Source organism: Comamonas sp. C24C (assembly GCF_053345995.1).
The window spans coordinates 1-23324 of sequence record NZ_JBKFBC010000001.1; the positions used below are offsets into that span (position 1 = coordinate 1).

General features: G+C 62.8%; 22 protein-coding genes. 16 read left to right on the top strand and 6 right to left on the bottom strand.

What is annotated here, in order from left to right; genetic code table 11:
• Window positions 1-169 precede the first annotated feature (169 nt).
• Window positions 170-1252, bottom strand: coding sequence for an MBL fold metallo-hydrolase (locus ACLBXN_RS00005; RefSeq protein WP_447610711.1), 1083 nt, complete (start codon window positions 1250-1252; stop codon window positions 170-172).
• A 121-nt stretch (window positions 1253-1373) separates the two neighbouring features.
• Between ACLBXN_RS00005 and ACLBXN_RS00010 the strand changes: the two genes are divergently transcribed.
• The 11 genes from ACLBXN_RS00010 (at window position 1374) to ACLBXN_RS00060 (ending at window position 12115) form a co-directional block, all read left to right on the top strand.
• The gene (locus tag ACLBXN_RS00010) at window positions 1374-1775 is read left to right on the top strand and encodes a MerR family transcriptional regulator (protein ID WP_003061601.1); all 402 of its coding nucleotides are present in this window, start codon (window positions 1374-1376) and stop codon (window positions 1773-1775) included.
• Window positions 1776-1824: 49 nt separating this feature from the next.
• Complete coding sequence (locus tag ACLBXN_RS00015; RefSeq protein WP_211457935.1) at window positions 1825-2283, top strand: PaaI family thioesterase; 459 nt, start codon at window positions 1825-1827, stop codon at window positions 2281-2283.
• Between the two features lie 38 nt (window positions 2284-2321).
• Window positions 2322-3509 carry an isovaleryl-CoA dehydrogenase gene (locus tag ACLBXN_RS00020; protein ID WP_447610712.1) on the top strand — a complete coding sequence of 396 codons (1188 nt, stop codon included), beginning with the start codon at window positions 2322-2324 and terminating at the stop codon, window positions 3507-3509.
• Between the two features lie 50 nt (window positions 3510-3559).
• On the top strand, window positions 3560-4222 hold the full coding sequence (gene can / locus ACLBXN_RS00025) for a carbonate dehydratase (protein ID WP_043005410.1): 663 nt from the start codon (window positions 3560-3562) through the stop codon (window positions 4220-4222).
• A gap of 94 nt (window positions 4223-4316) precedes the next feature.
• Window positions 4317-6164, top strand: coding sequence for a bifunctional isocitrate dehydrogenase kinase/phosphatase (aceK, locus tag ACLBXN_RS00030; protein WP_447610713.1), 1848 nt, complete (start codon window positions 4317-4319; stop codon window positions 6162-6164).
• A gap of 41 nt (window positions 6165-6205) precedes the next feature.
• Window positions 6206-7390 carry an acetyl-CoA C-acyltransferase gene (locus ACLBXN_RS00035; RefSeq protein WP_343675673.1) on the top strand — a complete coding sequence of 395 codons (1185 nt, stop codon included), beginning with the start codon at window positions 6206-6208 and terminating at the stop codon, window positions 7388-7390.
• Between the two features lie 107 nt (window positions 7391-7497).
• Window positions 7498-8610: a hypothetical protein gene (locus ACLBXN_RS00040; RefSeq protein ID WP_447610714.1), complete on the top strand. Its 1113-nt coding sequence runs from the start codon at window positions 7498-7500 to the stop codon at window positions 8608-8610.
• Window positions 8607-9236 carry an MSMEG_1061 family FMN-dependent PPOX-type flavoprotein gene (locus ACLBXN_RS00045; RefSeq protein WP_447610715.1) on the top strand — a complete coding sequence of 210 codons (630 nt, stop codon included), beginning with the start codon at window positions 8607-8609 and terminating at the stop codon, window positions 9234-9236. The genes ACLBXN_RS00040 and ACLBXN_RS00045 overlap by 4 nt, the downstream gene beginning before the upstream one ends.
• Before the next feature lie 77 nt (window positions 9237-9313).
• Complete coding sequence (locus ACLBXN_RS00050; protein ID WP_447610716.1) at window positions 9314-9985, top strand: SDR family oxidoreductase; 672 nt, start codon at window positions 9314-9316, stop codon at window positions 9983-9985.
• 44 nt (window positions 9986-10029) lie between these two features.
• Complete coding sequence (locus tag ACLBXN_RS00055; protein ID WP_043005405.1) at window positions 10030-11160, top strand: acyl-CoA dehydrogenase family protein; 1131 nt, start codon at window positions 10030-10032, stop codon at window positions 11158-11160.
• Window positions 11161-11323: 163 nt separating this feature from the next.
• Window positions 11324-12115 (top strand): alpha/beta fold hydrolase, encoded by a 792-nt coding sequence (locus ACLBXN_RS00060; protein ID WP_003059085.1) that lies wholly within the window; start codon window positions 11324-11326, stop codon window positions 12113-12115.
• Window positions 12116-12118: 3 nt separating this feature from the next.
• On the opposite strand, the gene ACLBXN_RS00065 is transcribed toward ACLBXN_RS00060, so the two are convergent.
• Window positions 12119-12610, bottom strand: coding sequence for a DUF421 domain-containing protein (locus ACLBXN_RS00065; protein ID WP_043005404.1), 492 nt, complete (start codon window positions 12608-12610; stop codon window positions 12119-12121).
• Window positions 12611-12733: 123 nt separating this feature from the next.
• Here ACLBXN_RS00065 and ACLBXN_RS00070 point away from each other — a divergent pair, with 123 nt between their 5' ends.
• On the top strand, window positions 12734-13147 hold the full coding sequence (locus ACLBXN_RS00070) for a YchJ family protein (RefSeq protein WP_447610717.1): 414 nt from the start codon (window positions 12734-12736) through the stop codon (window positions 13145-13147).
• Window positions 13131-14963 (top strand): ATP-binding protein, encoded by a 1833-nt coding sequence (locus ACLBXN_RS00075; protein WP_447610718.1) that lies wholly within the window; start codon window positions 13131-13133, stop codon window positions 14961-14963. Before ACLBXN_RS00070 ends, ACLBXN_RS00075 begins: the two co-directional genes overlap by 17 nt.
• Here the strand turns inward: ACLBXN_RS00075 and ACLBXN_RS00080 are convergent.
• On the bottom strand, window positions 14960-15655 hold the full coding sequence (locus ACLBXN_RS00080; protein WP_447610719.1) for a LuxR C-terminal-related transcriptional regulator: 696 nt from the start codon (window positions 15653-15655) through the stop codon (window positions 14960-14962). The genes ACLBXN_RS00075 and ACLBXN_RS00080 overlap by 4 nt on opposite strands.
• Window positions 15656-15813: 158 nt before the next feature.
• On the opposite strand from ACLBXN_RS00080, the gene ACLBXN_RS00085 reads away from it, so the two are divergent.
• Window positions 15814-16896: a hypothetical protein gene (locus ACLBXN_RS00085; RefSeq protein WP_447610720.1), complete on the top strand. Its 1083-nt coding sequence runs from the start codon at window positions 15814-15816 to the stop codon at window positions 16894-16896.
• 101 nt (window positions 16897-16997) lie between these two features.
• Complete coding sequence (locus ACLBXN_RS00090; RefSeq protein WP_211457924.1) at window positions 16998-17723, top strand: HAD family hydrolase; 726 nt, start codon at window positions 16998-17000, stop codon at window positions 17721-17723.
• Window positions 17724-17730: 7 nt separating this feature from the next.
• Here the strand turns inward: ACLBXN_RS00090 and ACLBXN_RS00095 are convergent, their stop codons facing one another.
• Together ACLBXN_RS00095 and ACLBXN_RS00100 are read right to left on the bottom strand one after the other, a co-directional pair.
• Window positions 17731-18426, bottom strand: coding sequence for a DUF4336 domain-containing protein (locus ACLBXN_RS00095; RefSeq protein ID WP_447610721.1), 696 nt, complete (start codon window positions 18424-18426; stop codon window positions 17731-17733).
• Window positions 18427-18441: 15 nt separating this feature from the next.
• Complete coding sequence (locus ACLBXN_RS00100) at window positions 18442-19518, bottom strand: AraC family transcriptional regulator (protein WP_447610722.1); 1077 nt, start codon at window positions 19516-19518, stop codon at window positions 18442-18444.
• Between the two features lie 135 nt (window positions 19519-19653).
• On the opposite strand from ACLBXN_RS00100, the gene ACLBXN_RS00105 reads away from it, so the two are divergent.
• Window positions 19654-21387 carry an AMP-binding protein gene (locus ACLBXN_RS00105; RefSeq protein WP_447610723.1) on the top strand — a complete coding sequence of 578 codons (1734 nt, stop codon included), beginning with the start codon at window positions 19654-19656 and terminating at the stop codon, window positions 21385-21387.
• A 77-nt stretch (window positions 21388-21464) separates the two neighbouring features.
• Here the strand turns inward: ACLBXN_RS00105 and ACLBXN_RS00110 are convergent, their stop codons facing one another.
• Window positions 21465-23192 (bottom strand): Na+/H+ antiporter, encoded by a 1728-nt coding sequence (locus ACLBXN_RS00110; protein WP_043005396.1) that lies wholly within the window; start codon window positions 23190-23192, stop codon window positions 21465-21467.
• Window positions 23193-23324: the final 132 nt, after the last annotated feature.

Here is a 23324-nt window from a genome sequence, read left to right on the forward strand (position 1 = left end):
TGAAAGTAGGTCATCGTCAGGCTCTTACAGTGAAAACCCCGTAGTCGAAAGATTACGGGGTTTTTTATTGGGTGCTTCGAAACGAGGAGCGCCTGTCGCAGGCCGTCAAAGCATTGCGGCTGCAAAAATACCGGAAACCTATAAAAAGAGAGCGCCAGGCGCTCTCTTTTTATTCTTGTGTAGGTGCGTAGAAGCGCAGGATGCCGTTTTCATCCAGGCGCCGCGTCAGTTGCCGGCTGTACCAGAGGTAGTGCAGGTGGGCCAGAGCCTCGCCCATGGCAAAAGTCATCTGGTGCGTGTCCAGTTGGCGTTTGAAGAGGATGGGAAGGATGTCGGCAGCGCTCAGTCCTTGCTGCCGGGAGGCCTGCATGATGTCGTCCAGGCGCTCCTGGTGGTGGTCGAGCAGCTGCTGGACACGGGTATGCAATCCTGTGAAGGGCTTGCCATGCGAGGGCAGAACATAGCTGCCCCGGGGGAGCTCGAAATAGCGCTTGAGCGATGTGAGAAACAGCTGCAGCGGATTGGCCTCGGGTTCGGAAGAATGCACGCTGACATTGGCGGAAATCCGGGGCAGGACCATGTCGCCGCTGATCAGTGTCTCGAGCTCGGCGCAGTACAGCGCCATGTGCTCCGGCGCGTGGCCATAGCCGGCAATGCATTGCCATGTGCGGCCGTTGATGTCGATCTGGTCGCCATCCATGATGCGGTGATAGATGTCGGGGATGGGGGCCACCAGGGAAGAGTAGTAGCTGCCACGGCCGCGCACATGGAGCAGAAATTCTTCGTCTCTCTGTCCGTGCAGGCTGTAGAAGTCCGCACCAGACTCGCCACCGAAGCCATCCCTGTCCTTCATGGCGACGCGGGCGACGTTGTAATCGGTGGCGCTGATCCAGAGGGGGGCATTCCACTGCCGGCAGATCCAGCCGGCCAGGCCGATATGGTCGGGGTGCATGTGGGTGACGATGACACGCAAGATGGGCAGGCCTTCAAGCTCGGAGGCAAAGATCTGCTCCCATTGATCGCGTGCCTCGGTGCGGTTGACGCAGCAGTCGACGACCGTCCAGCCTTCGCGTACCTGCCCATGCAGATCGGTCTGGCGATCACGCAGCAGCCAGAGGTTGATGTGATCGAGGGCAAACGGCAGGGTCATGCGGATCCACTTGACGCCGGGTGCCACTTCCAGGGTCTGGGCCGGACCGGGCAAGGTATCGCCGAGCGGGTAATGAAGTGCGGATTCTTGGCTTGAGGTCATGAGGCGGTATTTCGTTTAGCATTGACGTTAACGTAAACGTCAGTTTTGTCAAAGCATTTTAGAGACCGGCCTGCCCCATGCAGTCGCCTGTGCGATGCAAGACTCGCAACTCCACGAAATCATGTCGACCATCTACACCATCAGCGATCTTGCCAAAGAGTTCGATCTCACGACCCGGGCCATCCGTTTTTATGAGGACATGGGCTTGCTGCAGCCCGAGCGCTCCGGCGCAGGCGGTCGCAACCGCGTGTACTCCTCCCGAGACCGCGCACGTTTGCGTCTGACACTGCGGGCCAAGCGCCTGGGACTGTCGCTGTCCGAGGCCAAGGAAATCATCGACATGTACGACAGCCCGCGTGATACGGGCGTGCAGCTGCGCAAGTTTCTCGATGTGCTGGCCATCCATCGCAAGCAGCTTGAAGCGCAGATGGCCGATCTGCAGGTGACTCTGGATGAGGTGCGAGAGCAGGAAAAAGAGGCACGCACACTGCTGAAAAGGAGCGAGAGCAAAAATGGCGCATAATTGACGTTTACGTAAACGTCAATTGAAACGCTTCGCTGGAGAATTGCCCATGTCTGCTGCAGGTAGCACCGAGTCTCGGGATTTCGTCGATCGGGTGAAGCAGAGCTTTGCCAAGCAAGGCGCGATGGCCACGATTGGTGCAGAGCTGACCCTGGTGGAGCCTGGCGCTGTGGATATCTGCCTGGACTGGGCTGCGGGTCTGACGCAGCAGCACGGCTTTCTGCATGCCGGCATGGTCTCCACCGCACTCGATTCGGCCTGTGGCTATGCTGGCCTGACGCTGATGCCAATGGATGCCGCCGTGCTGACCATCGAATTCAAGATCAATCTGCTGGCCCCGGCCAAGGGCCAGCGCTTTCGCATGGAAGGCCGGGTCATCAAGCCCGGGCGCACCATCACCGTATCCGAAGGCAAGGCGTTTGCCATCGACCAGGGAAAAGAGAAGCTGGTTGCCACGATGAGCTGCACCCTGATGTGCGTGCAGCAGCGCGAAGGCATACAGCACTGACAAGACGATTCATCAGACCATATCTACAGGAGACAACCATGAGCCTTGCCAATCTGCCAGGACTGAACTTCCAGCTCGGTGAAGACATCGATGCGCTGCGCGACGCAGTGCGTGAATTTGCCCAGATCGAGATTGCTCCGCGTGCGGCCGAGATCGACTGCAGCGACCAGTTCCCCATGGATGTGTGGCGCAAGTTCGGCGAACTGGGTGTGCTCGGCATCACCGTCTCCGAGCAGTATGGCGGTGCCGACATGGGCTATCTGGCGCATATGGTGGCGATGGAGGAAATCTCGCGCGCCAGTGCCTCCGTGGGCCTGTCCTATGGCGCTCACAGCAATCTGTGCGTGAACCAGATCAATCGCAACGGCAGCGAGGCGCAGAAGGCCAAGTACCTGCCCAAGCTCATCAGCGGCGAGCATGTGGGGGCTCTGGCCATGAGCGAGCCCGGCGCCGGATCTGACGTGATCAGCATGAAGCTCAAGGCAGAGGACAAGGGCGGCTACTACCTGCTCAATGGCAGCAAGATGTGGATCACCAACGGGCCCGATGCTGACACCCTGGTGGTCTATGCCAAGACCGAGCCGGAGATGGGCGCGCGCGGCGTGACGGCCTTTCTGATCGAGAAGGGCATGAAGGGCTTCTCGATCGCGCAAAAGCTCGACAAGCTGGGCATGCGCGGCAGTCACACGGGCGAGCTGGTGTTCCAGGACGTGGAAGTGCCCGCCGAAAACATTCTCGGCGGCCTGAACATGGGCGCCAAGGTATTGATGAGCGGCCTGGACTATGAGCGCGCGGTGCTGACCGGCGGCCCGCTGGGCATCATGCAGTCCGTCATGGACAATGTCGTCCCCTATATTCACGACCGCAAGCAGTTCGGCCAGAGCATCGGCGAGTTTCAGCTGATTCAGGGCAAGGTGGCAGATATGTACACCGTGCTGCAAGCAGGCCGCTCTTTTGCCTATACGGTCGCTAAAAACCTGGATCTTCTGGGAACCGAGCATGTGCGCCAGGTTCGCAAGGACTGCGCCAGCGTCATCTTGTGGTGCGCCGAGAAGGCCACCTGGATGGCCGGCGAAGGCGTGCAAATCTATGGCGGCAATGGGTATATCAACGAGTATCCGCTCGGTCGTTTGTGGCGAGATGCGAAACTCTATGAGATTGGCGCTGGCACCAGTGAAATTCGCCGCATGCTCATAGGCCGCGAGCTGTTTGCTGAAACCTGCTGAAAAAGCAGGAGCTGCGCCGTTCTTTCAACCACAAAAAGAAGGATAGCTTCATGACAACAACCTCCATCGAAGAACTGTTTGTCCACAACCGCCAATGGGCAGACCAGATGGAGCGTGATCGTCCTGGTTTCTTTACCGGACTGATGGCGCAGCAAAAACCCAAGTACATGTGGATCGGCTGCTCGGACAGCCGCGTGCCGGCCAACCAGATCACGGGTCTGGAGCCTGGCGAGGTCTTCGTGCACCGCAACGTGGCCAACGTGGTGGTGCCCAGCGATCTGAACTGCCTGTCCACCATCCAGTACTCGGTCGATCATCTGAAGATCGAGCACCTGATGGTGGTGGGCCACTATGGCTGCGGCGGCGTGTACGCGGCACTGAACAATCTGCGTCTGGGCCTGGTGGACAACTGGACCCGTCATGTGCGCGACGTTCGCGACAAGCACATCAAGCTGCTGGAAGGCATGTCCACCCAGTTCCGCCACGATGCGCTGTGCGAACTCAACGCCATCGAGCAGGTGGTCAACGTGGCCCAGTCCACCGTCATGCAGGACGCCTGGGCCCGCGGCCAGAAGGTCACGCTGCACGGCTGGTGCTACAGCCTCAAGAACGGCCACATCACCAACCTCGAAATGACCGTGCCCGGCGTGGGCGGTCTGGAGGATGTCTACAACAAGGCTGTCGAGCAGGTCGCAGCGCGCAAGCGCGACTGATCGCAGCCACTGCGCAGTTGCAGTGCCCTCAAGCGGGCCCAAGAAGCGTGCCGCTTGAGAGTGCTGCTCACTTATCTGGAGCGACTGGCCCGCCATGTTTCCGCAACGACTGGACGCCCCCGAGGCCTATGCCATTGCCCAGGCCCTGATGCAGGGCTACAACCAGCATTACCGCATGTTCAGTGCGGAAGCTGCCCGGGCCAAACAACGCTTCGAGTCCATGGACTGGCCGGGCCAGCAACAGGCCCAGCGTGAACGCATAGAGTTCTACGACCGGCAGGTGCGTGCCTGCATCCAGAGGCTGGAAGAGGAGTTTGCCGCCAGCTTGCAGAGCATGGCTGTCTGGCAGCAGGTCAAGCTCCATTACATCGGCCTGATGGTCGATCATCTGCAGCCAGAGCTGGCCGAGACCTTCTTCAACTCGGTCACCACCAAGATTCTGCACCGCACCCATTTCCAGAACGACTTCATCTTCGTGCGGGCGGCCGTCAGCACCGAATACCTGGAAAACACTGCACCGGGTGCCGTACCCATCTACCGCGCCTATTACCCGGGCAACCTCGCACAGCTCGAAGGCACGCTGCAGATCCTGTTCGAGCAGCTGCAGCTGCAATGCCGCTTCGAAGACCTGCAGCGCGACGTGCATCTGCTGGCCGAGCGCATACGCGAGAGGCTGGCGGGCCTGACGCTCAGGGCCAACTTCCAGCTTCAGGTGCTGTCCAGCCTGTTCTACCGCAACAAGGGGGCTTACCTGGTCGGCAAGATCATCACCGGCTATACCGAGCTGCCGCTGGCGATTCCCATACTGCATGGAGAGCAGGAGCAACTGATACTGCATGCGGCCCTGTTCGGCGAGGACGACCTGCATGCGCTGTTCAGCTTTGCGCGCGCCTATTTCATGGTGGACATGGAGGTGCCCAGCGCCTATGTGAGCTTTCTGCGCAGCCTCATGCCGCGCAAGCCCAAGGCGGAAATCTATAACGCCCTGGGTCTGGCCAAGCAGGGCAAGACGCTGTTCTACCGCGACTTTCTGCATCATCTGCGCCATTCCAGCGATCAGCTGCGCATTGCACCCGGCATCAAGGGCCTGGTCATGCTGGTGTTCGATCTGCCCAGCTTCCCCTATGTGTTCAAGCTCATTAAGGACCGTATCGCGAGCAGCAAGGATGTTTCGCGTCCCCAGGTCAAGGCCAAGTACCAGCTGGTCAAGAAGCATGACCGCGGCGGTCGCATGGCCGACACCATGGAGTACAGCCTGGTGGCCTTTCCCAAGGAGCGCTTCAGCGACGAACTGCTGGCCGAGCTGCAGGCCCAGGCCCCCGAGCAGATCGAGATCAGCGACCGTGATGGCGACGGGCAGATGGAAGTCATCATCAGCCACCTCTACATAGAGCGCCGCCTGGTGCCGCTGAACCTGTTCCTGATGGAGTGTCTGGCGGAAGCAGACACCAAGCCGGAGCGCCGCGCCGCCATGGAGCGAGCGATTCTCGAATACGGCAATGCCATCAAGGACCTGGTCGCCACGAATATCTTTCCCGGCGACATGCTGTGGAAGAACTTCGGCGTCACGCGCGGCGGCAAGGTGGTGTTCTACGACTATGACGAGATCGAATACCTGACCGACTGCAATTTCCGCCAGGTGCCGCAGCCACGCACCGAGGAAGAGGAGATGTCGGGCGACATCTGGTACTCGGTCGGCCCCAGGGATGTCTTTCCCGAGACCTTCGGACCTTTTCTGCTGGGCCACCCGGCCGTGCGCGACATCTTCATGCGCCATCACGCCGACTTGCTGGAGGCTGACTTCTGGCGCGGCCATCAGAGCCGCATCCGTGACGGCCATTTCCTGGACGTGTTCCCCTACGAGCGCAGCCGCTTTCTGCATGCCGGCGACGCAGGACTGGACACGCAGCGTTTCGAGATTCCCGCCAATAGCCTCGCTTGAAGAGGCAGATCACATCCATCCATTTTTCAAGGAGACAAACCATGCATCAGGATCCCGTAGTCATCGTCAGCGCAGCCCGCACTCCCATGGGCGCGTTCCAGGGCGATTTTTCCGATCTGGCCGCCCATGATCTGGGCGGAGCCGCCATCAAGGCCGCGGTCGAACGTGCGGGCATCCGGCCCGAGCTGGTGGAAGAAGTGCTGTTCGGCAACTGCCTGATGGCCGGCCAGGGTCAGGCTCCGGCTCGTCAGGCCGGCTTCAAGGGCGGCCTGCCGCAGAGCACGGGCGCCGTGACCCTGTCCAAGATGTGCGGCGCGGGTATGGAGGCCACTATCCTGGCGCACGACCAGCTCATCGCCGGCAGCCGCGAGGTGATGATTGCCGGCGGCATGGAGAGCATGACCAACGCTCCCTATCTGCTCAAGAAGGGGCGTGGCGGCTACCGCATGGGACATGACAAGATCTTCGACCACATGATGCTCGACGGTCTGGAAGACGCCTATGAAGCCGGCCGCTCCATGGGTACCTTCGGCGAGGATTGCGCCGCAAAATACGAGTTCACGCGCGAAGCGCAGGACGCGTTTGCCATTGCCAGCGTGCAGCGCGCCCAGGCCGCCGCGCAAAGCGGTGCCTTTGATGCCGAAATCACGCCCGTCACCGTCAAGACCCGCAAGGGCGATGTGACCGTCAGCGTGGACGAGGGACCGGCCAAGGCCAAGCTGGACAAGATCGGCAGCCTCAAGCCTGCGTTCAAGAAGGACGGCACCATCACGGCGGCGTCGAGCTCCAGCATCAACGATGGCGCTGCCGCCATGGTGCTGATGCGCGAGTCCACCGCCAAGCAACTGGGTTGCAAGCCGCTGGCGCGCATCGTCTCGCATGCCACCTTTGCGCAGGCTCCCGAGTGGTTCACCACCGCGCCCGTCGGCGCGACCGAAAAGGCGCTGAAGAAGGCCGGCTGGGCCGTGGAGGATGTGGACCTGTGGGAGATCAACGAAGCCTTTGCCGTGGTGCCCATGGCGCTGATGGCCGATCTCAAGGTCTCGCATGACAAGGTCAACGTGAACGGTGGCGCCTGCGCCCTTGGACACCCGATTGGCGCCAGCGGCGCGCGCATTCTGGTCACCCTGCTGCACGCGCTGAAGACACGCGGCAAGAAGAAGGGCCTGGCCACGCTGTGCATCGGCGGCGGCGAGGCCACGGCCATGGCCGTTGAGCTGATCTGACGTCATTTGCTCAGAATCGTCACCAGTTTGCTCTACAGTGAACGCATGTTCAACGGATTGCACGCATTCGCGCTGAATGTGTGCAGTTCACATTGCGGAAATCATTCATGAGCGCAGACATTCACCACGACGAGAGCGAGACCATCAAGCCGCTGGAGCCGCAGCAGATTGATGCTTTCTGGGGCGATTTTTCCAACCAGCTGAGCCAGCTGGAGGAGCTCGATCGTCAGGAGTTTGTGGAGAGCTCCAATGAGCTGCTGCACCAATATGCGCCGGGCCTGAGCATGGAGCTGGAAGGCAAGCTCGGCGAAGCCGGCTCCCGGCTGGTGATCTCGGCCCATGGCAACACGGCGCAGTTCGAGAATGCGCAGGCCCTGGTACGCCAGGCGCCACGTTTCGAGCATTACAGCGTGCAGGCGTTTCGCAGCCGCGCGCTGGGCAGCAATTTCGGCATGCGCATGGACGGCTTCGAGCTAGCCTGCTCCGATATCCGCGTGGGCTACTACGATGCGGGAGGCATCATCGGCCTCAAGCTCTCGTTCGAGAAGTCCATAGCCCGGGACATGGCCGAGCATGCGCAGCACATGGCTTTCATCATGCTGGACCATGTGCTGGGCGAGTGGGATTTTTCGGTGCGCGTGGGTCCGGTCGAGTTTGTAGACGAGGCGGCGGCCGATGTCTACGGCTCCGCACTGCTGTCGGAGTTCCCGCCGCTGTTCGATGGCTTCATCCGCCAGCAACTGGGCCGCAGCTATGAATTTCCCCAGGAGGACAGCGACCGCTGGCTGTCGCTGGAAGTGCGCGCGCAGGATGCCGACGAGGACGCTGCCCCCGACATCCTGACCTTTCACGACGGTGCCAATGCCGTGGCCACGCGCGCCGATCTGTCGCACTTCATGGAGTGGCGCTTCAGCTTTTCCAGCCAGCAGGAGCTGGACGGCGTGCGCGACGCCCAGGATGCGCTGGACGAGCAGCTCAGCCGCGAGCAGCGCGGCATTCTGGCCTTCTCGCGCGTGGAAAACATGAGTGCCCGCGTCGCCACCTACTATGTGGAGGACCCGGCCCATGCGGTGCAGCTGGCGGGACAGCTGGGTCGCCAGCATGTGCCGGATCTGGAGGGCGAGCTCAGCGTGAGCTTCGACCCTTCCTGGAACGAGTTCCTGTCGCTGTACGCAGCCATCCACCGCAACGACCGTCCCGAGGAGGTGCTGGCCTCATGATCACTTCGCGCGAGCAACTGATGCAGTTGTATGACCCCCCGGCCGAGCGCGCGCTGCTCAAGCAGCAGTGGGAGCTCGACAGGCACTGTCTGCGCTTTATCGCGCTGTCGCCCTTCGTGGTCATGGCCACGGGCGGTGCCGACGGGGCCCTGCTCGATGCCTCGCCGCGCGGCGGCAAGCCGGGCTTTGTCAAGGCGCCCGATGCCAATACCTTGCTCATTCCCGATGCGGGCGGCAACAACCGGCTCGACAGCCTGAGCAATCTGCTCGACGACCCGCGCCTGGGCCTGCTGTTCTTTGTGCCGGGCTTTGACGAAACCCTGCGCGTCAACGGCAGCGCCCAGTTGCGTGACGAGGCACATTACACGGCCTTGTTTGCCAGCGATCATTTCCGTCCCAAGCTGGTGATCGAAGTCCGTGTGCAGGAAGCTTATCTGCACTGTGCCAAGGCGCTGATGCGCTCGCGCCTGTGGAGCGAGGAGGCCAGGGTGGCGCGCAACGTCATGCCCACGCTCAATCAGATCATCCATGCGCAGATGGGGCTGACGGCCCAGCCCGAGTCGCAGGAAAGCATGGTGGCCCGCTATGGGGCCATGATTGCGGCCGAGCAGATCAAGAAAAATTGATAGCTTGCTGCGCTTGTCATGAAAGGATTTTGGATGAAAAACACCTTGAAACCTCACATTCATAGGCGCAAGCAGCTATGGCTTTGATACTCATCATGGGAGCATCGCGCGGCCTGGGCCGCGCCCTGGCCGAGGCCTATCTGGCGCAAGGCCATCAGGTGATTGCCACCGTGCGCAAGGCCGAGGACAAGGCCGATCTGCAGGCACGGGGCGCCCGGGTGCTGCAGGTCGATCTGGCCGATCCGGCCAGCGTCAGCGGCCTGGCCTGGCAGCTCGAAGGGGCCAGCATCGATATCGCGCTGTACGTGGCCGGTGTCTGGGACGGTCATGACGCAGGCGTGCCACCTACCCAGCAGCAGTTCGACCTGGTGATGCACAGCAATGTGCTGGGCTTTATGCAGGCCCTGCCGCAGATCGTGCCCATGGTGCAGGAGGCCGGCGGCGTGATCGGCGCCTTCTCCAGCGGCATGTCCTTGCTGGGCGATGCGGACGAAAGCGCCTGGCTGTACCGCGTCAGCAAGGCCGCGCTCAATATGGCCGTGGTCTCGGCCTGCCGCCAATGGCCGGGCCTGACACTGCTGGCGCTGGACCCGGGTTGGGTGCAGACCGAGATGGGCGGTGCCGCGGCCCCGCTGTCGGTGAGCCAAAGCGTGCAGGGGCTGATGCAGGCCCTGGCCCAGGTCAAGCCCGAAGACCGCGGCCAGCTGCTGCGCCACGACGGCAGATACATCCAGCTTCTAGACGCCTAGCCCAGGCTGAAAAAGGGCATATAGCTATAAATATCGGAGACAACATGCTGCTGAATCAGGACCAGGAAATGATCCGCGAAGCCTTGCGCGATTTTGTGCGCGAGCAGATCACACCCCATGCCGCGCGCTGGGACAAGGAACATGAGTTCCCCAAGGAGGTGCACCAGGGGCTGGCCGCGCTCGGTGCCTATGGCATCTGCGTGCCCGAGGAGCTCGGCGGTGCGGGCCTGGACTATGTGAGCCTGGCCTTGGTGCTTGAGGAAATCGCAGCTGGCGATGGCGGCACCAGCACCGTCATCAGCGTGACCAACTGCCCGGTCAATGCCATCCTGATGAAGTACGGCAATGCCGGCCAGCAGGAGCAATGGCTGCGCCCGCTGGCGCAGGGGCAGATGCTGGGAGCCTTCTGTCTGACCGAGCCCCATGTGGGCAGCGATGCCTCGGCGCTGCGCACCACGGCCGTGCGCGATGGTGGCGACTATGTGATCAACGGCGTCAAGCAGTTCATCACCAGCGGCAAGAATGGCGATGTGGCCATCGTCATTGCCGTCACCGACAAGGCGGCGGGCAAGAAGGGCATGAGCGCCTTCATCGTGCCCACCCGCAATCCCGGCTACCAGGTGGCACGCCTGGAGGACAAGCTGGGCCAGCACAGCAGCGATACGGCGCAGATCAATTTCGAGAACTGCCGCATTCCCGCCGCGAACCTGATCGGGGCCGAAGGCGAGGGCTACAGGATTGCTCTGTCGGCGCTGGAGGGCGGGCGCATCGGCATTGCCGCGCAAAGCGTGGGCATGGCGCGTGCCGCCTTTGAATGTGCACTGCAGTACAGCAAGGAGCGCGAGAGCTTTGGTCAGCCCATCTTTAACCATCAGGCGGTAGGTTTCAGACTTGCTGAATGTGCCACGCAGATCGAAGCGGCCCGTCAGCTGATCTGGCATGCCGCCAGCCTGCGCGATGCGGGTCTGCCCTGCCTCAAGGAAGCCGCCATGGCCAAGCTCTTTGCCAGCGAGATGGCCGAGCGCGTATGTAGCGCCGCCATTCAGACGCTGGGCGGCTACGGCGTAGTGAACGACTTCCCCGTGGAGCGCATCTATCGCGATGTGCGCGTATGCCAGATCTACGAGGGCACCAGCGATGTGCAGAAGATCCTGATCCAGCGGGCGCTGGCCTGACGGGCGTCTGGCGGCAAAAGAGCGACCTTGTCAACTGCCGCGCAGGGGCGCTGTGGCGCACCTGGGGACGTGCCGGTTGCCGACGTCACAAGGCCTGCTTAGGATGTGATCAGCGGGGATGGTAACCTGCAGAGTCTTCAACCATTTGCAGCAGGAGTCCGGCATGCCTTTTGCCCAGGTCAATGGTCAGAATATCTACTACGAGGACACGGGAGGGCGCGGTCCGGCCCTGGTGTTCTCGCACGGCTTGCTCATGGATCACACCATGTTCGAGCCGCAGATACAGGCTTTGCAGGGGCAGTATCGCTGCATCAGCTGGGACGAGCGCGGCCACGGGCAGACCGCCGATCCCGAGCATTGCGAGGCCTTCAGCTACTACGACTCGGCCGACGATCTGGCCGCCCTGCTCAAGTACCTGGGCGTGGAAAAAGCCGTGCTCGTGGGCATGTCGCAAGGCGGCTATCTCTCGCTGCGCTGCGCGCTGATTCACCCCGATGTCGTGGGCGCGCTGGTGCTGATCGACACCCAGGCCATGCTGGAGGATCCCGAGCAGATGCCGCACCACGAGGCCTTGCTCAAGGCCTGGATGGAGCATGGACTGTCGGACGACATGGCGACCATCGTGGAGCACACGATCCTGGGCCAGGGCTGGCCCGGGGCTGCGCAGTGGCGCGCCAAATGGAAGCAGGCCTCGCCGATCAATCTGGGGCAGAGCTTTGCGACGCTGGCGCTGCGCGACGACATCAGCCCGCGCCTGGCCGAGATCAAGGTGCCGGCACTGGTGATTCACGGCGACAAGGATGCGGCCATCGGCGTGGAACGTGCTCGCGCCATGTTCAAGGGCCTGCCCCACGCCCAGTGGGTGGATGTGGCAGGCGCAGGCCATGCGGCCAATCTCACGCACCCCGAACCCGTGAACGCGGCTATCAGGCAGTTCCTGGACGGCCTGCACTGAGGCTCAGGCCTCCCCGAGTTCGGCCATGCTGCGCTTGCGCAGCACCACGGTGATCTGGCCGTTGGTCTCGATGGTGGCGCGTTCCACCTCATGTGCGTTGAGACAGCCATTGGAGCGCAGGGCCGCTGCCAGGTCTTCGCTCGTGATCTGCTCCTGCATCATCAGACCGGGCTGCACCACGCCCTGGTGAATCAGGACCTTGGGCCTGCCGTTGACCAGCTTGCGCAGCCGGGCAAAGCGGTAACTCAGGTGCGAGAGCAGCGCATGGCAGCCCAGCAGCGTGGCGGCACTGATCAGGCCGCCAATCAGCGAGTTGTCGCCCGCGTTCATGGAGTTCTGTACCGCGTTGGACAGAATCAGCAGCAGCACCAGATCGAAAGGGGCGTACTGCCCGGTCTGGCGCCTGCCGGTAAGGCGCAGAAACACCAGCAGGAACAGGTAGACGCAGACTCCGCGAATCATGAACTCCCACCAGGGGACCAGCATGGAAAACATAGGCAGACCTTTGAGCAGCGAGCTGTGAACTGCTGCTACTGTGCTCTGGGGCGACCGACTGTGCAAGCCGGCGGGCTCGTCTTGGCCGACAATGCAGCATTGCCAATCAAGACTGCCAAAGTTGTGAAAGAAGCCGAGAAAAAGCGGGACTGCCCTTGCGGACGCAAGAATGCCAAGGAACGGCCGCTGGCCTATGCCGATTGCTGCGGCCGCTATATCGATCACTGGGATACCCGGCCCGCTCCCGATGCCGAGGCCTTGATGCGCTCGCGCTATACGGCCTTCGTGTCTGAGAACCAGGAATACTTGCAAGCCACCTGGCATGCCAGCCAGCGTCCGGCGCAGCTGGATTTCGATGCCGCCACCAAATGGCTGGGATTGGAGGTAAAGCAGTTCAGGCCGACCGGCGAAGCCTCGGCAGAGGTCGAATTCGTCGCCCGCTACCGCCTGGCGGGTCGCGCCGTGCGTCTGCATGAGCGCAGCCGCTTCGTGCTCGATGCCGGGCGCTGGTTCTACGTCGATGGCGACCAGTTCTGAAGGTGCTTCGGCCGAGCTGACCCGGCTGCAGGCCGGTCTGCGCCTGTTGCAGTCACTGGCTTCGCGCGGTTCCTCGGAAATCGCGGCCTTGCTGATTCCGGCACTGCTGCTGTGGGTCAGCACCCGCAACAGTCCTGCCGTCAGCGCAGGGCTGGCCTGGTGGTGGGGACTGATGGTCCTCATGGCGCTGGGTTTTTTGCTGTTCCGCCGCTCGCTGCATCGCCAGTGGCGGTCGGCGCGCGACTGGGAGCCGCCGCGACTGCAGGCCGCATTGACCGCATGGCAGCGGCAGCTGGCGCTGGCCGCGTTGATCAACGGCCTGCTCTGGGTCAGCGTGCTGGCATTTACCTGGGGTGAAAGCCATAGCGAGCTGCGCCTGCTGATCTATCTGGTGCTGCTCGGCGTGATGGCTTCGGCCGCCACTTTTCTGGCGCCGGTGCCGCAGGTGTTCGCGGCCTTCATGGCGGGCATCTACCTGCCCATGCTGCTGTGCACGCTGCATTACTTTCCGCACAAAGGCCCTTATCTGCTGCCGCTGCTGCTGTTGTACGGCGCCATACTCGCCCGCCACGCCTGGGGCGCACGGCGTTTTGTGCAGCAGCAGATGGCGCATGAGCTGGAGCGCCAGGCGCTGGCAGAGCGCTACCGCGAAGCCAAGGAGCAGGCCGAGAATGCACTGGCCGAAAAGAACTGGTTTATCTCCGCCGCCAGCCACGATCTGCGGCAACCCCTGCATGCCATGGGTCTGATGCTGCAGGCCGCTCATCAGCGCAACCAGGATGACGATCTGACGCAGCTGCTGCAGGAAATGCAGGTCTGCACGCGCGACCTGGGCTCCATGTTCAATGACCTGATGGACCTGTCGCGCCTGGAGGGCGACAGCTTCGCACCCCAGTGGCAGGCGGTCCCCATGAAGGCGGTGCTGGATGAAGCCCAGCGCCTGTTTGCGCGCGAGGCAGCGCAGCGCGGGCTGCGTCTGCGCGTCAGGCAGCCAGCCCATATGCCGGCGCTGTGCACGGATGCGGTGCTGCTGCGGCAGATGGTTTTCAATCTGCTGCAGAACGCGCTGCGCTACACCGAAGAGGGCGGGGTGCTGCTGGTGCTGCGGCTCCGGCAGGGACGCTGGTTGCTGCAGGTCTGGGACAGCGGCTGCGGCATGAGCGAGCAGGAATGCGCGCAGGTTTTCATGCGCCACTATCGCAGCCCTGGCCGGCGGCAGCGCGATGCCAGAGAGGGCGTGCCGGCGCCGTTGCGCGGGCGTGGCCTGGGCCTGTCCGTGGTGGCGTTGGCGGCACAACGTCTGGGCGTGGAATATGGCGTGCAGTCGCTGCCGGGCAAGGGTTCTTGTTTCTGGCTGCGCTGGCCGCAGGATGCCGAGCAATGGCAGGCTTCGTCAGCGCTGCCGGCGCCGCCGCCCTTGTCCGGGCAGCCGTGGTTCGCCCCCCTGTCAGGGCGCTGCCTGATCGTGGAAAGCGATGCGCAGCTGGCCCCGGTGCTGGTACGGATCCTGCAGAGCTGGGGCATTCAGGTGCAGAGAGCGGCCGATCTGTCCGAGGCGCAGCAACTGCTGGCCGGTGGCTGGCAGCCGGACTTCGTGCTGTGTGAACAGCGGCTCAAGGATGGTGCCAGCGGCATGGACTGCCTGATGCAGCTGCTGGACCAGCACCCACAGGCCAGCGGGGCCTTGATGAGCGGTGACGAGGCGGTGCTTGAGCAGGTGCAGGATCAGGGCTATCTGGCCCTGGCGACGCCGCTGCAACCCGACCAGCTGCATGCGGTGCTGGCGCGTTGCATGGAGAGCCGCCAGACCGCCTAGTCCAGATCGACCTCGATGCCGCGCATCCGAGTGATCAGCGCCACGCGGTTGCTGGCGCCCAGACGTTGCAGCAGGGCGGTGACATGTTCCTTGACCGTGTATTCGGACAGGTTCAGGGTCTGTGCGATGGCTCGGTTGGGCTTGCCCTGCAGCAACAGGCTCAGTACCTGGGACTGACGCGCCGTGATGCCCAGCTCTCTGGCGCTCATGTGCAAGGTGCTGCCCGCAGCGGATGCGGGCGGTGCGGCAGGAATCGGAGGCAGAGCCTCGAACCAGGAGCGGCCGGACAGCAGGGCTTGCACGGCCATCTGGAACACCTGAGCCGTGCTGCTCTTATGCACAAAGCCATGCACACCCGCGGCTGCTGCCTTGTTGACGATGGCCGGGTGCTTGTCGCCGCTGGTCACCAGGATGCGCGTGCCGGGCGCCAAGGCCAGGATGCTGTGCACGAACTCCAGCGATGCGCCATCTTCCAGCCAGAAATCCATCACGGTGATGACGGGCTCGCCCAGCGCAGCAATCACGGCCAGGGCCTCGTTGCCGTGGGCAGCACAGCGCACCTGGCGTACGCCGGCGCTGGTCATCAGCACCTGGGCCATGCCTTCGGCGACCAGCGGATGGTCATCCACCACCAGCGCATAAGGGGGCGCGCTCAGTTGAGTGGTGCTCAGAATTTGCGGTAGATCGGGCATGAGCGTTCCTTTGGGGCTTGGTAACAAAGACCCCTCATCGGTAGGGAGCCAACTGGTGGTAAGCCTTCCGACAATGACTGTAAGACGACGCTGATGCTTATCTCTCAGTGTCGGGATATGGACATTTTCAACCAACATCAGGACTGAGGAGCAAGCCCGTGCCATCTCTCACGCAAATCACCCGTAGAACCGCAGCCCTGCTGCTGATTTCCACCCTGGCTGCCTGTGGCGGTGGTGGTGGAGACGGAGGCAGCGGCACAGGCTCAGGAGGCGGCTCCGAAGGCGGCGGCAATACGGGAGGCGGGGACAACGGCGGCGGCAACAATGGTGGCGGTACTGGCGGCGGCACCGGCAATCAGGCCGTCACGGGGACCTACAAGATGGGCGGCCAGACGGCCACCAGCCATGCGCAGATGCTGGATGCCGCCAACAGCATGGGCGCCGACGGTTATGCGCTGTTCAGCTCCCTGGCGGGCTCGATCTCCTCGACCGGTGCGGAGATCGGCGACTTCTATCTCACGGATACCGCGCATGCAGGCCGCAAGTTCAGCTATGTCAATCCTGCGGCGCAGCCATCGCGCACCGCCTTTCTGGCCCAGCTGAACCAACAGGGCAGCAGCGGCTATATGTACAAGTCCGACGCCGTGTTCAGCGATGTCAGCGACATCCGCAGCGTCTATGTCAAGGACAACAGCCGCAGCGACCAGTTCAGCTACCGGACGGTGACGCCCGTGGCCACGACCGCCGAAGCCTTTGCCACGGAGCTCAACGGACAAGGGGCCGAAGGCTATCGCTATCTGGGTCCCCAGATCGTCAACAACGAGCTGTTCAGCCTGTATGCCAAGCGCAATGACAGCGTCACCTATACCTATCAGGTCGACAAGCTCAGCAGCGCATCCTCGGCTGCCGATGCTGCAGAAATGAGAACGCGCCTGGCCCAGAAGGGTGCGGACGGATGGTTCATCCGCGGCACGCAGGGGCTGGGCAGCGACCCGATGAACATGAACTATGTGGATGTCTACGAGAAAAGCTCGGCACAGAATGGCGCCATCGAGTATCTGGTCGAGGCCTCGTCAGTCAATGACGCGCTCACAACCCAGCTGAGCAATATGAATGCCAATGCGGCCAACGGCTTCTTCTATTTCAGCGGCATCATGACTGCCGACAACAAGACGAGCACCATCTACGCCAAGAACAGCGCGTGGATGATTCATCCGCTGGCCGGAGTGACCTTCCCCTGAACCCGAAAAGGGCGTGAGCGCATAATCACGCCCTCTGTTTCTTGATACTAGGCGCCGCTAGGCGCCTTTTTCGCATCCTCTGATGCGCTGGTAATGTTCCCATGACTGCTTTTGACGCTGTGCTTTTCGACTGTGACGGTGTGCTGGTGGACAGCGAATCCATCACCAATCGCGTGCTGTGCACCATGCTCAACGAATCCGGCTGGGCGATCAGCCAGGAACAGTGCACGCGTGACTTCATCGGCAAAACGGTACGCAGCCAGGCGACCGTGATTGAGGCCCATACCGGCAAGCCGCTGACCGATGCCTGGATGGCCGAGTTCTACGAGCGCCGCAATGCCGCGCTGAGTGCCGAGCTGGTAGCCATCGACGGCGCACTGGAAGCGGTCAGGCAGATTCATGCACTGTGCGATGGACGCATTGCCTGCGCCTCCGGTGCGGACCGTGCCAAGGTGGAGATGCAGCTCACCAAGGTGGGCATGGCGCCTTATTTCGAAGGCCATGTCTACAGCGGTCATGAAATGCCGCGCAGCAAGCCCTTCCCCGATGTGTATCTGGCTGCGGCCGAGGCGCTGAAGGCCGATCCCGCCAAATGCCTGGTGATCGAGGACACCATGACTGGAGTTCAGGCCGGCGTGGCAGCAGGTGCCACCGTCTGGGGCTATTTCCCGGCCGATCAGGGCCATGCCTCGGCAGAGCAGTTGCTCGAGGCCGGCGCCGCCTGCGTGTTCGGTGACATGGGGGATCTGCCCGCCATGTTCGACGCCGTGCGCAAGAGTGCCGCCAGCGCTTCGGTCGGCGAAGACGACGAGCACGACCTGCGCTGAAGCGCTCTCAGTCCCAGATCGACAGCGCTTCGCGCAGGTGCTTCATCGGCTGATCGTCGATCACGCTGTTGTGCAGCAGTATCACGCGCTGCACGGGCCAGCTTTCGACCTGCTTCACCCAGCTGCGCACGGCGGCCCTGTCCCTGACCAGCAGGCGCACGGTGCGCGGTACGGTCAGGCGCTCATGCCCGCCCGTCAGGCCCAGATACATGCGTACCGGCAGGCTTAGCGGTCCCTGCCAGCATTGCAGCACGTCGGTGGCGATGAGGCTGCCGCTGGCCGGGTGGAACCACAGCGTCTCGTCGAGCATGGGAAGGCCGTCCAGCCGCAGGCATTGCAGCTCGCCCGCCCAGGGCGCCTCGGAGTCTGGCGGCAAGGGTTCCAGCAGCGGCAGATCCGGGCGCTTGCGCAGCACCCCCTGGGTGCCATAGAGCCGGGCCTGGGGATAAAGCCTGGCCAGCTTGCCCACGAACAGATGGTGCATGGCACTGGGGGCCACAATGGTTTGCAGCGGCCCCAGGGCATCGAGCGCCGCTTTCTGCCCGTCCGTCAACGGCACGGCAGAGTGCGAGAACAAGCTGCCGTCGGCCAGCCGGATCACGGTCATGCGGGTGCTGACCTTCATTGCTGCATTGCTGAAGTGATAGCTCAGAGCCCAGACTCCGTCAGCGATTGCCTGCCAGGTTTCTGTGGATTTGTGCACGGCGAACTCCTTGCGTCAGACGGCACGCTGGCCGGCGGTCTTGCGGAACTCCGAAGGGGACAGCCCTGTCCAGAGGCGAAAGGCGCGGATAAAGCTTTTGTCGTTGAGAAAGCCGCAGGCCTGGGCCACACGCTTGATGGGGCGGCTGGTGCGCAGCAGCAGCGCAATCGCGCGCTCGCGGCGGATATCGTCCTTGAGCGCCTGCAGCGAAACACCTTCTTCCTTGAGCTGGCGGTGCAGGCTGCGCTGCGACAGATGCAGCTGGCGCGACAGGGTCTCTGCGGTCTGCTGCTCCTCCCCGCTGGCGGCCAGCAGATGGCGCACGCGCTGCACCAGCGTCTTTTCGCGCTGGTAGGGGCGCACCTGAATTGGCAGGGCGCGCTGCAGCATGCGGTTGAGGGCTGCCTCATCGCGAGCCAGCGGTGCCTGCAGCCAGCGCGCTTCGAACTGCAGGCTGGCAACTGGCGCCCCATAGGCAATGCTGCCCGGCGCGAACAGCACCTTGTAAACATCGGCATGCGCGGGCTCGGCAAACGGGAAGCTGGCATGCAGCAGGCTGATCGGTTCGTTGATCAGCCAGCTGGCAAAGCCGTGGATATTGCGCAGCACCGATACCATGCAGAACTCGCGCATGCTTCCCAGCGGGCGGCTTTCATGCAAGGTGAGTGTGGCAATGCCGGCCTGCTCGCCGAGCTGCAGTTGCAGGTCCTGCGCAATCAGGCCGTGATGGCGGCACCAGCGCGCCAGCGCCAGGCCCAGATGGGGGGCGCTGATGCTGGCACGGGCCAGCATGCCGTAGCTGCCCCAGGGCAGACGGCGCTCGAACCAGCCCAGGGCCTCGTCGTCGAGTTCGCGCATGGCTGCATCGGAAAGCGCCTCCATCTGCAAGGCCGTGATGCGCTCTTCGGGATCGTTTATCAGCTCTGGCGGGATTTGTGCCTTTTCCAACGCGCCAAGCGCTGACATCTGCCTTGCTTCATAAGCACGGACAATCGCTTGGACAAACGCCATGGGGGTAATTGCCGGGTGCGATTTGAGCACGGAGCTGGCATGGTGTGGCAGTGGAGTCTTGACCAGGGAAGGGGTGAGCATTTGGCAATTATTGCAACCTTGCTGACCTCTTCTGAACAGGGCTTGCCCTTATTCTGAGATGCAGAAAACGGTGCTGAATGGACGCTGTGCAGCCAGTTTGCGGTTGGCTGCCGGCACGCAAGGAGACACAAGACCATGCCATCGCAAGTGAACCCGCTGACCGCCAGCTATGCCAAGGGGCGCACGGATGTGCCGCTGATCGAGCAGACGATAGGTGATTTTTTTGCCGCAATGGCAGAGCGCCAGGGCGCGCGTGACGCGCTGGTCAGCCGTCATCAGGGTCTGCGCTACAGCTATGCCCAGCTGCATCAGGCTGCGCGCCAGCTGGCCAGCGCGCTGCTGTCTCAAGGGCTGGTCAAGGGCGACCGGGTAGGTATCTGGAGCCATAACAATGCCGAGTGGGTGCTGATGCAGCTGGCTACGGCTCAGGTAGGACTGGTGCTGGTCAATATCAACCCGGCCTATCGGACCTCTGAAGTCGAATACGCGCTCAACAAGGTGGGCTGCAAGGCGCTGGTGTCCATGCCGCGCTTCAAGACCAGCGACTATCTGGGTATGCTGCGCGAGCTGGCGCCCGAGCTGGCGAGCTGCGCACCAGGCCAGCTGCAATCCAGGCGCCTGCCTGCCTTGCGCACGGTGGTGTGGATTGACGCGGCCGGCTCAGGTGCAGCGGATCTGGACGTCGAACAGCCCGGCATGCTGCGTTTTTCGCAGCTCATGGCGCAGGGCACCAGTGCGGATGAGCGCATTGATGCCATTGCGGCCACGCTCAGCAATCACGATCCCATCAACATCCAGTTCACCAGCGGCACCACGGGCTTTCCCAAGGGCGCGACGCTGACGCACCGCAACATTCTCAACAACGGCTTTTTCATTGGCGAATGCATGCGCCTCACACCCGAGGACCGGCTTTGCATTCCCGTGCCCCTGTATCACTGCTTCGGCATGGTGCTGGGCAATCTGGCCTGCTTCACACATGGCTCGACCATCGTCTATCCGAATGACGGCTTCGATCCCATCACCGTGCTGGAGGCGGTGCAGGCCGAAAAATGCACGGGCCTGCATGGCGTGCCCACCATGTTCATTGCCGAGCTCGACCACCCGCGCTTTGCCGAGTTCGATCTCTCCACGCTGCGCACCGGCATCATGGCCGGCTCGCCTTGCCCCATCGAGGTGATGAAGCGCGTGGTGCGCGACATGCATCTGAGCGAGATCACCATCGCCTACGGCATGACGGAAACCAGTCCCGTGAGCTGCCAGAGCGATGCCGATACGCCGCTGGAAAGGCGCGTGGCCACCGTGGGCAAGGTGCAGCCGCATCTGGAGGTGAAGATCGTGGACCCGTCCACGGGCGAGATCATGGCGCCCGGCCAGTCGGGAGAGCTGTGCACGCGCGGCTATTCCGTCATGCACGGCTACTGGGACGACGAGGCCAGAACCCGCGAGGCCATCGATGCCGAGCAGTGGATGCACACCGGCGATCTGGCGACCATGGACGCCGAAGGCTATGTGAATATCGTGGGCCGCATCAAGGACATGGTGATCCGTGGCGGCGAGAACATCTACCCGCGTGAGATCGAGGAATTCCTCTATCGCCACCCCAAGGTGCAGGACGTGCAGGTGGTAGGCGTGCCCGATGTGCGCTATGGCGAGGAACTGTGTGCCTGGATCATCGTCAAGCCGGGCCTGGAACTCGTCGAAGAAGAGGTGCGTGACTTCTGCAAGGGCCAGATCGCGCACTACAAGGTGCCGCGCTATATCCGCTTTGTCCAGGCTTTCCCGATGACGGTGACGGGCAAGATCCAGAAGTTCAAGATCCGCGACGAGATGATCGAGTTGCTGGATCTGCGCGTGATCAAGACCGCCTGAATGCCATGCTGAACCATGCCTGCGTCTGCAGCCCCAGGTCCCGCATCGGCGGGACCCGGGCTGAGGCATGTTCCGGCTCAGTGCGCGCCGGTTTCGGCCTTGGGAAGACCGGCGGCGCGGCGGGCGACCACGAGGCGCTTGCGCATGGCGATTTCCTGCATGTCCAGCTCGCTGACCAGGCTGCGCAGCGACTCGTCGTTGATGCGGTGGGCCTGTCTTTCGGCGTAGTAAAAGTCCCGTTCGGCATGAATGCACTCGATCCGGGTCTCGATCTCCATCACATAGCGCAGCTTGCGCTGACGCACGACTTCGGGCGCCTCGCGCAGCAGCTCTATGCTCTGCGCGGCGCCGCTGCCGTCGTCCAGCAACTGGATGCGGTTGCGGTACTCCTGGGTCAGGTGGCCGTTGACCTCCTGGCGCATCGCCACCCACTCGGGGTCGCGGCGCTGCATTTCTTCCTCGCTCAGCGTGAGCTTGGCCATGGCCGCCATGCAGGCCTGCTCGCGGGCCAGGCGCTCCTCGCGCACGGTGGGCGACTCCTCGTGCGGGGGCAGATGGCGCAGCACGATGGGCAGGCCCACGGCACCGATCACCAGCGTGAACAAAATCGTGCCCGTGGCGAGAAAGACCAACATGTCGCGGCCCGGAAAGGGCTGGCCGTTGTTCAGCAGCATGGGCACGGACAGTGCACCGGCCAGCGTGACAGCACCCCGAATGCCCGCCAGCGTGGTGGCCAGGTTCAGCAGCTTGGAAGGGCGCTCGGTCATCTTGCCCTGGCGGTGGGCGCGCAGCAGCGAGCCATGCACGCCCAGCACCAGCCAGATCCAGCGCATCAGCAGCAGCGCAAACGAAATGGCAGCCACGTAGCCGACCAGAATCCACCAGTCATGGCCGGCCTGATGCAGCGGCACGCCGATGATGGATGGCAGCTGCAGGCCCAGCAGCAGGAAGATGGCGCCGTTGAAGGCGGCTTCCACCATGCTCCAGGTGCCTTCGGTCTGCAGGCGTTCGCTGATGTAGCTGCTGCGCTCCAGGTCGGCGAAATTGGTGGCGATGCCGGCGGCCACGGCAGCCAGAATGCCGGAGACACCGATCTTCTCGCCCACGATATAGGCGGCAAAAGGCAGCAGCACCAGCAGCAACACCATCTGCGTGGCTGCGACATCGCCCAGGCGACGCGTGATGGTGCCGCGCGCATGGCTGAAGCCCCAGCCTATCAACGCACCCACACCCAGGCCGCCGACGGCCATCCAGGTGAACTCCTTGGCGACTTCGCCCCAGGAGAACATGCCGGTCAGCGTGGCTGCAATCGCAAATTTCAGCGCCACCAGGCCCGATGCGTCGTTGAGCAGCGACTCGCCCTCCAGCACATGCATGGTCTTTTCGGGCATGCCCAGATTGCGTGTGATGGCCGAAACGGCCACGGCATCGGTGGGCGAGATCACGGCGGCCAGGGCGAAGGCCACGGTCAGCGGAATCTCGGGAATCATCCAGTGGACGAGATAGCCCAGGCCCAGCACGGTGAACAGCACCAGGCCCAGGGCCAGCAGCAAGATCGGCTTGGCCAGTGCAAAGAATTCACGCTTGGGAATGCGCCAGCCGTCGGCGAACAGCAGCGGTGGAATGAAGAGCAACAGGAACAGCTCGGGGTCGAACGCGATGTGCAGGCCGGCTTGCGGCCAGGCAATCAGCGCACCCAGCGCGATCTGAATCAGAGGCAGGGGAATGGCCCGGATATAGCGGGCCACAATGCCTGTCAGCGCTCCCAGCAGCAAGACAAGCAGAACAGTTTCAACAGCGTGCATGAGGCATTTTCTTCAACTGCAGTTGCAGCGCTGTGTCTGAGCAAGAAAAAAACCAAGTTCTCACATCAGTTATCAAACGGCAAAGTACGAGCCGCAACCCCTGAAACAGGCATGTGCCAAGCACGGGATGGC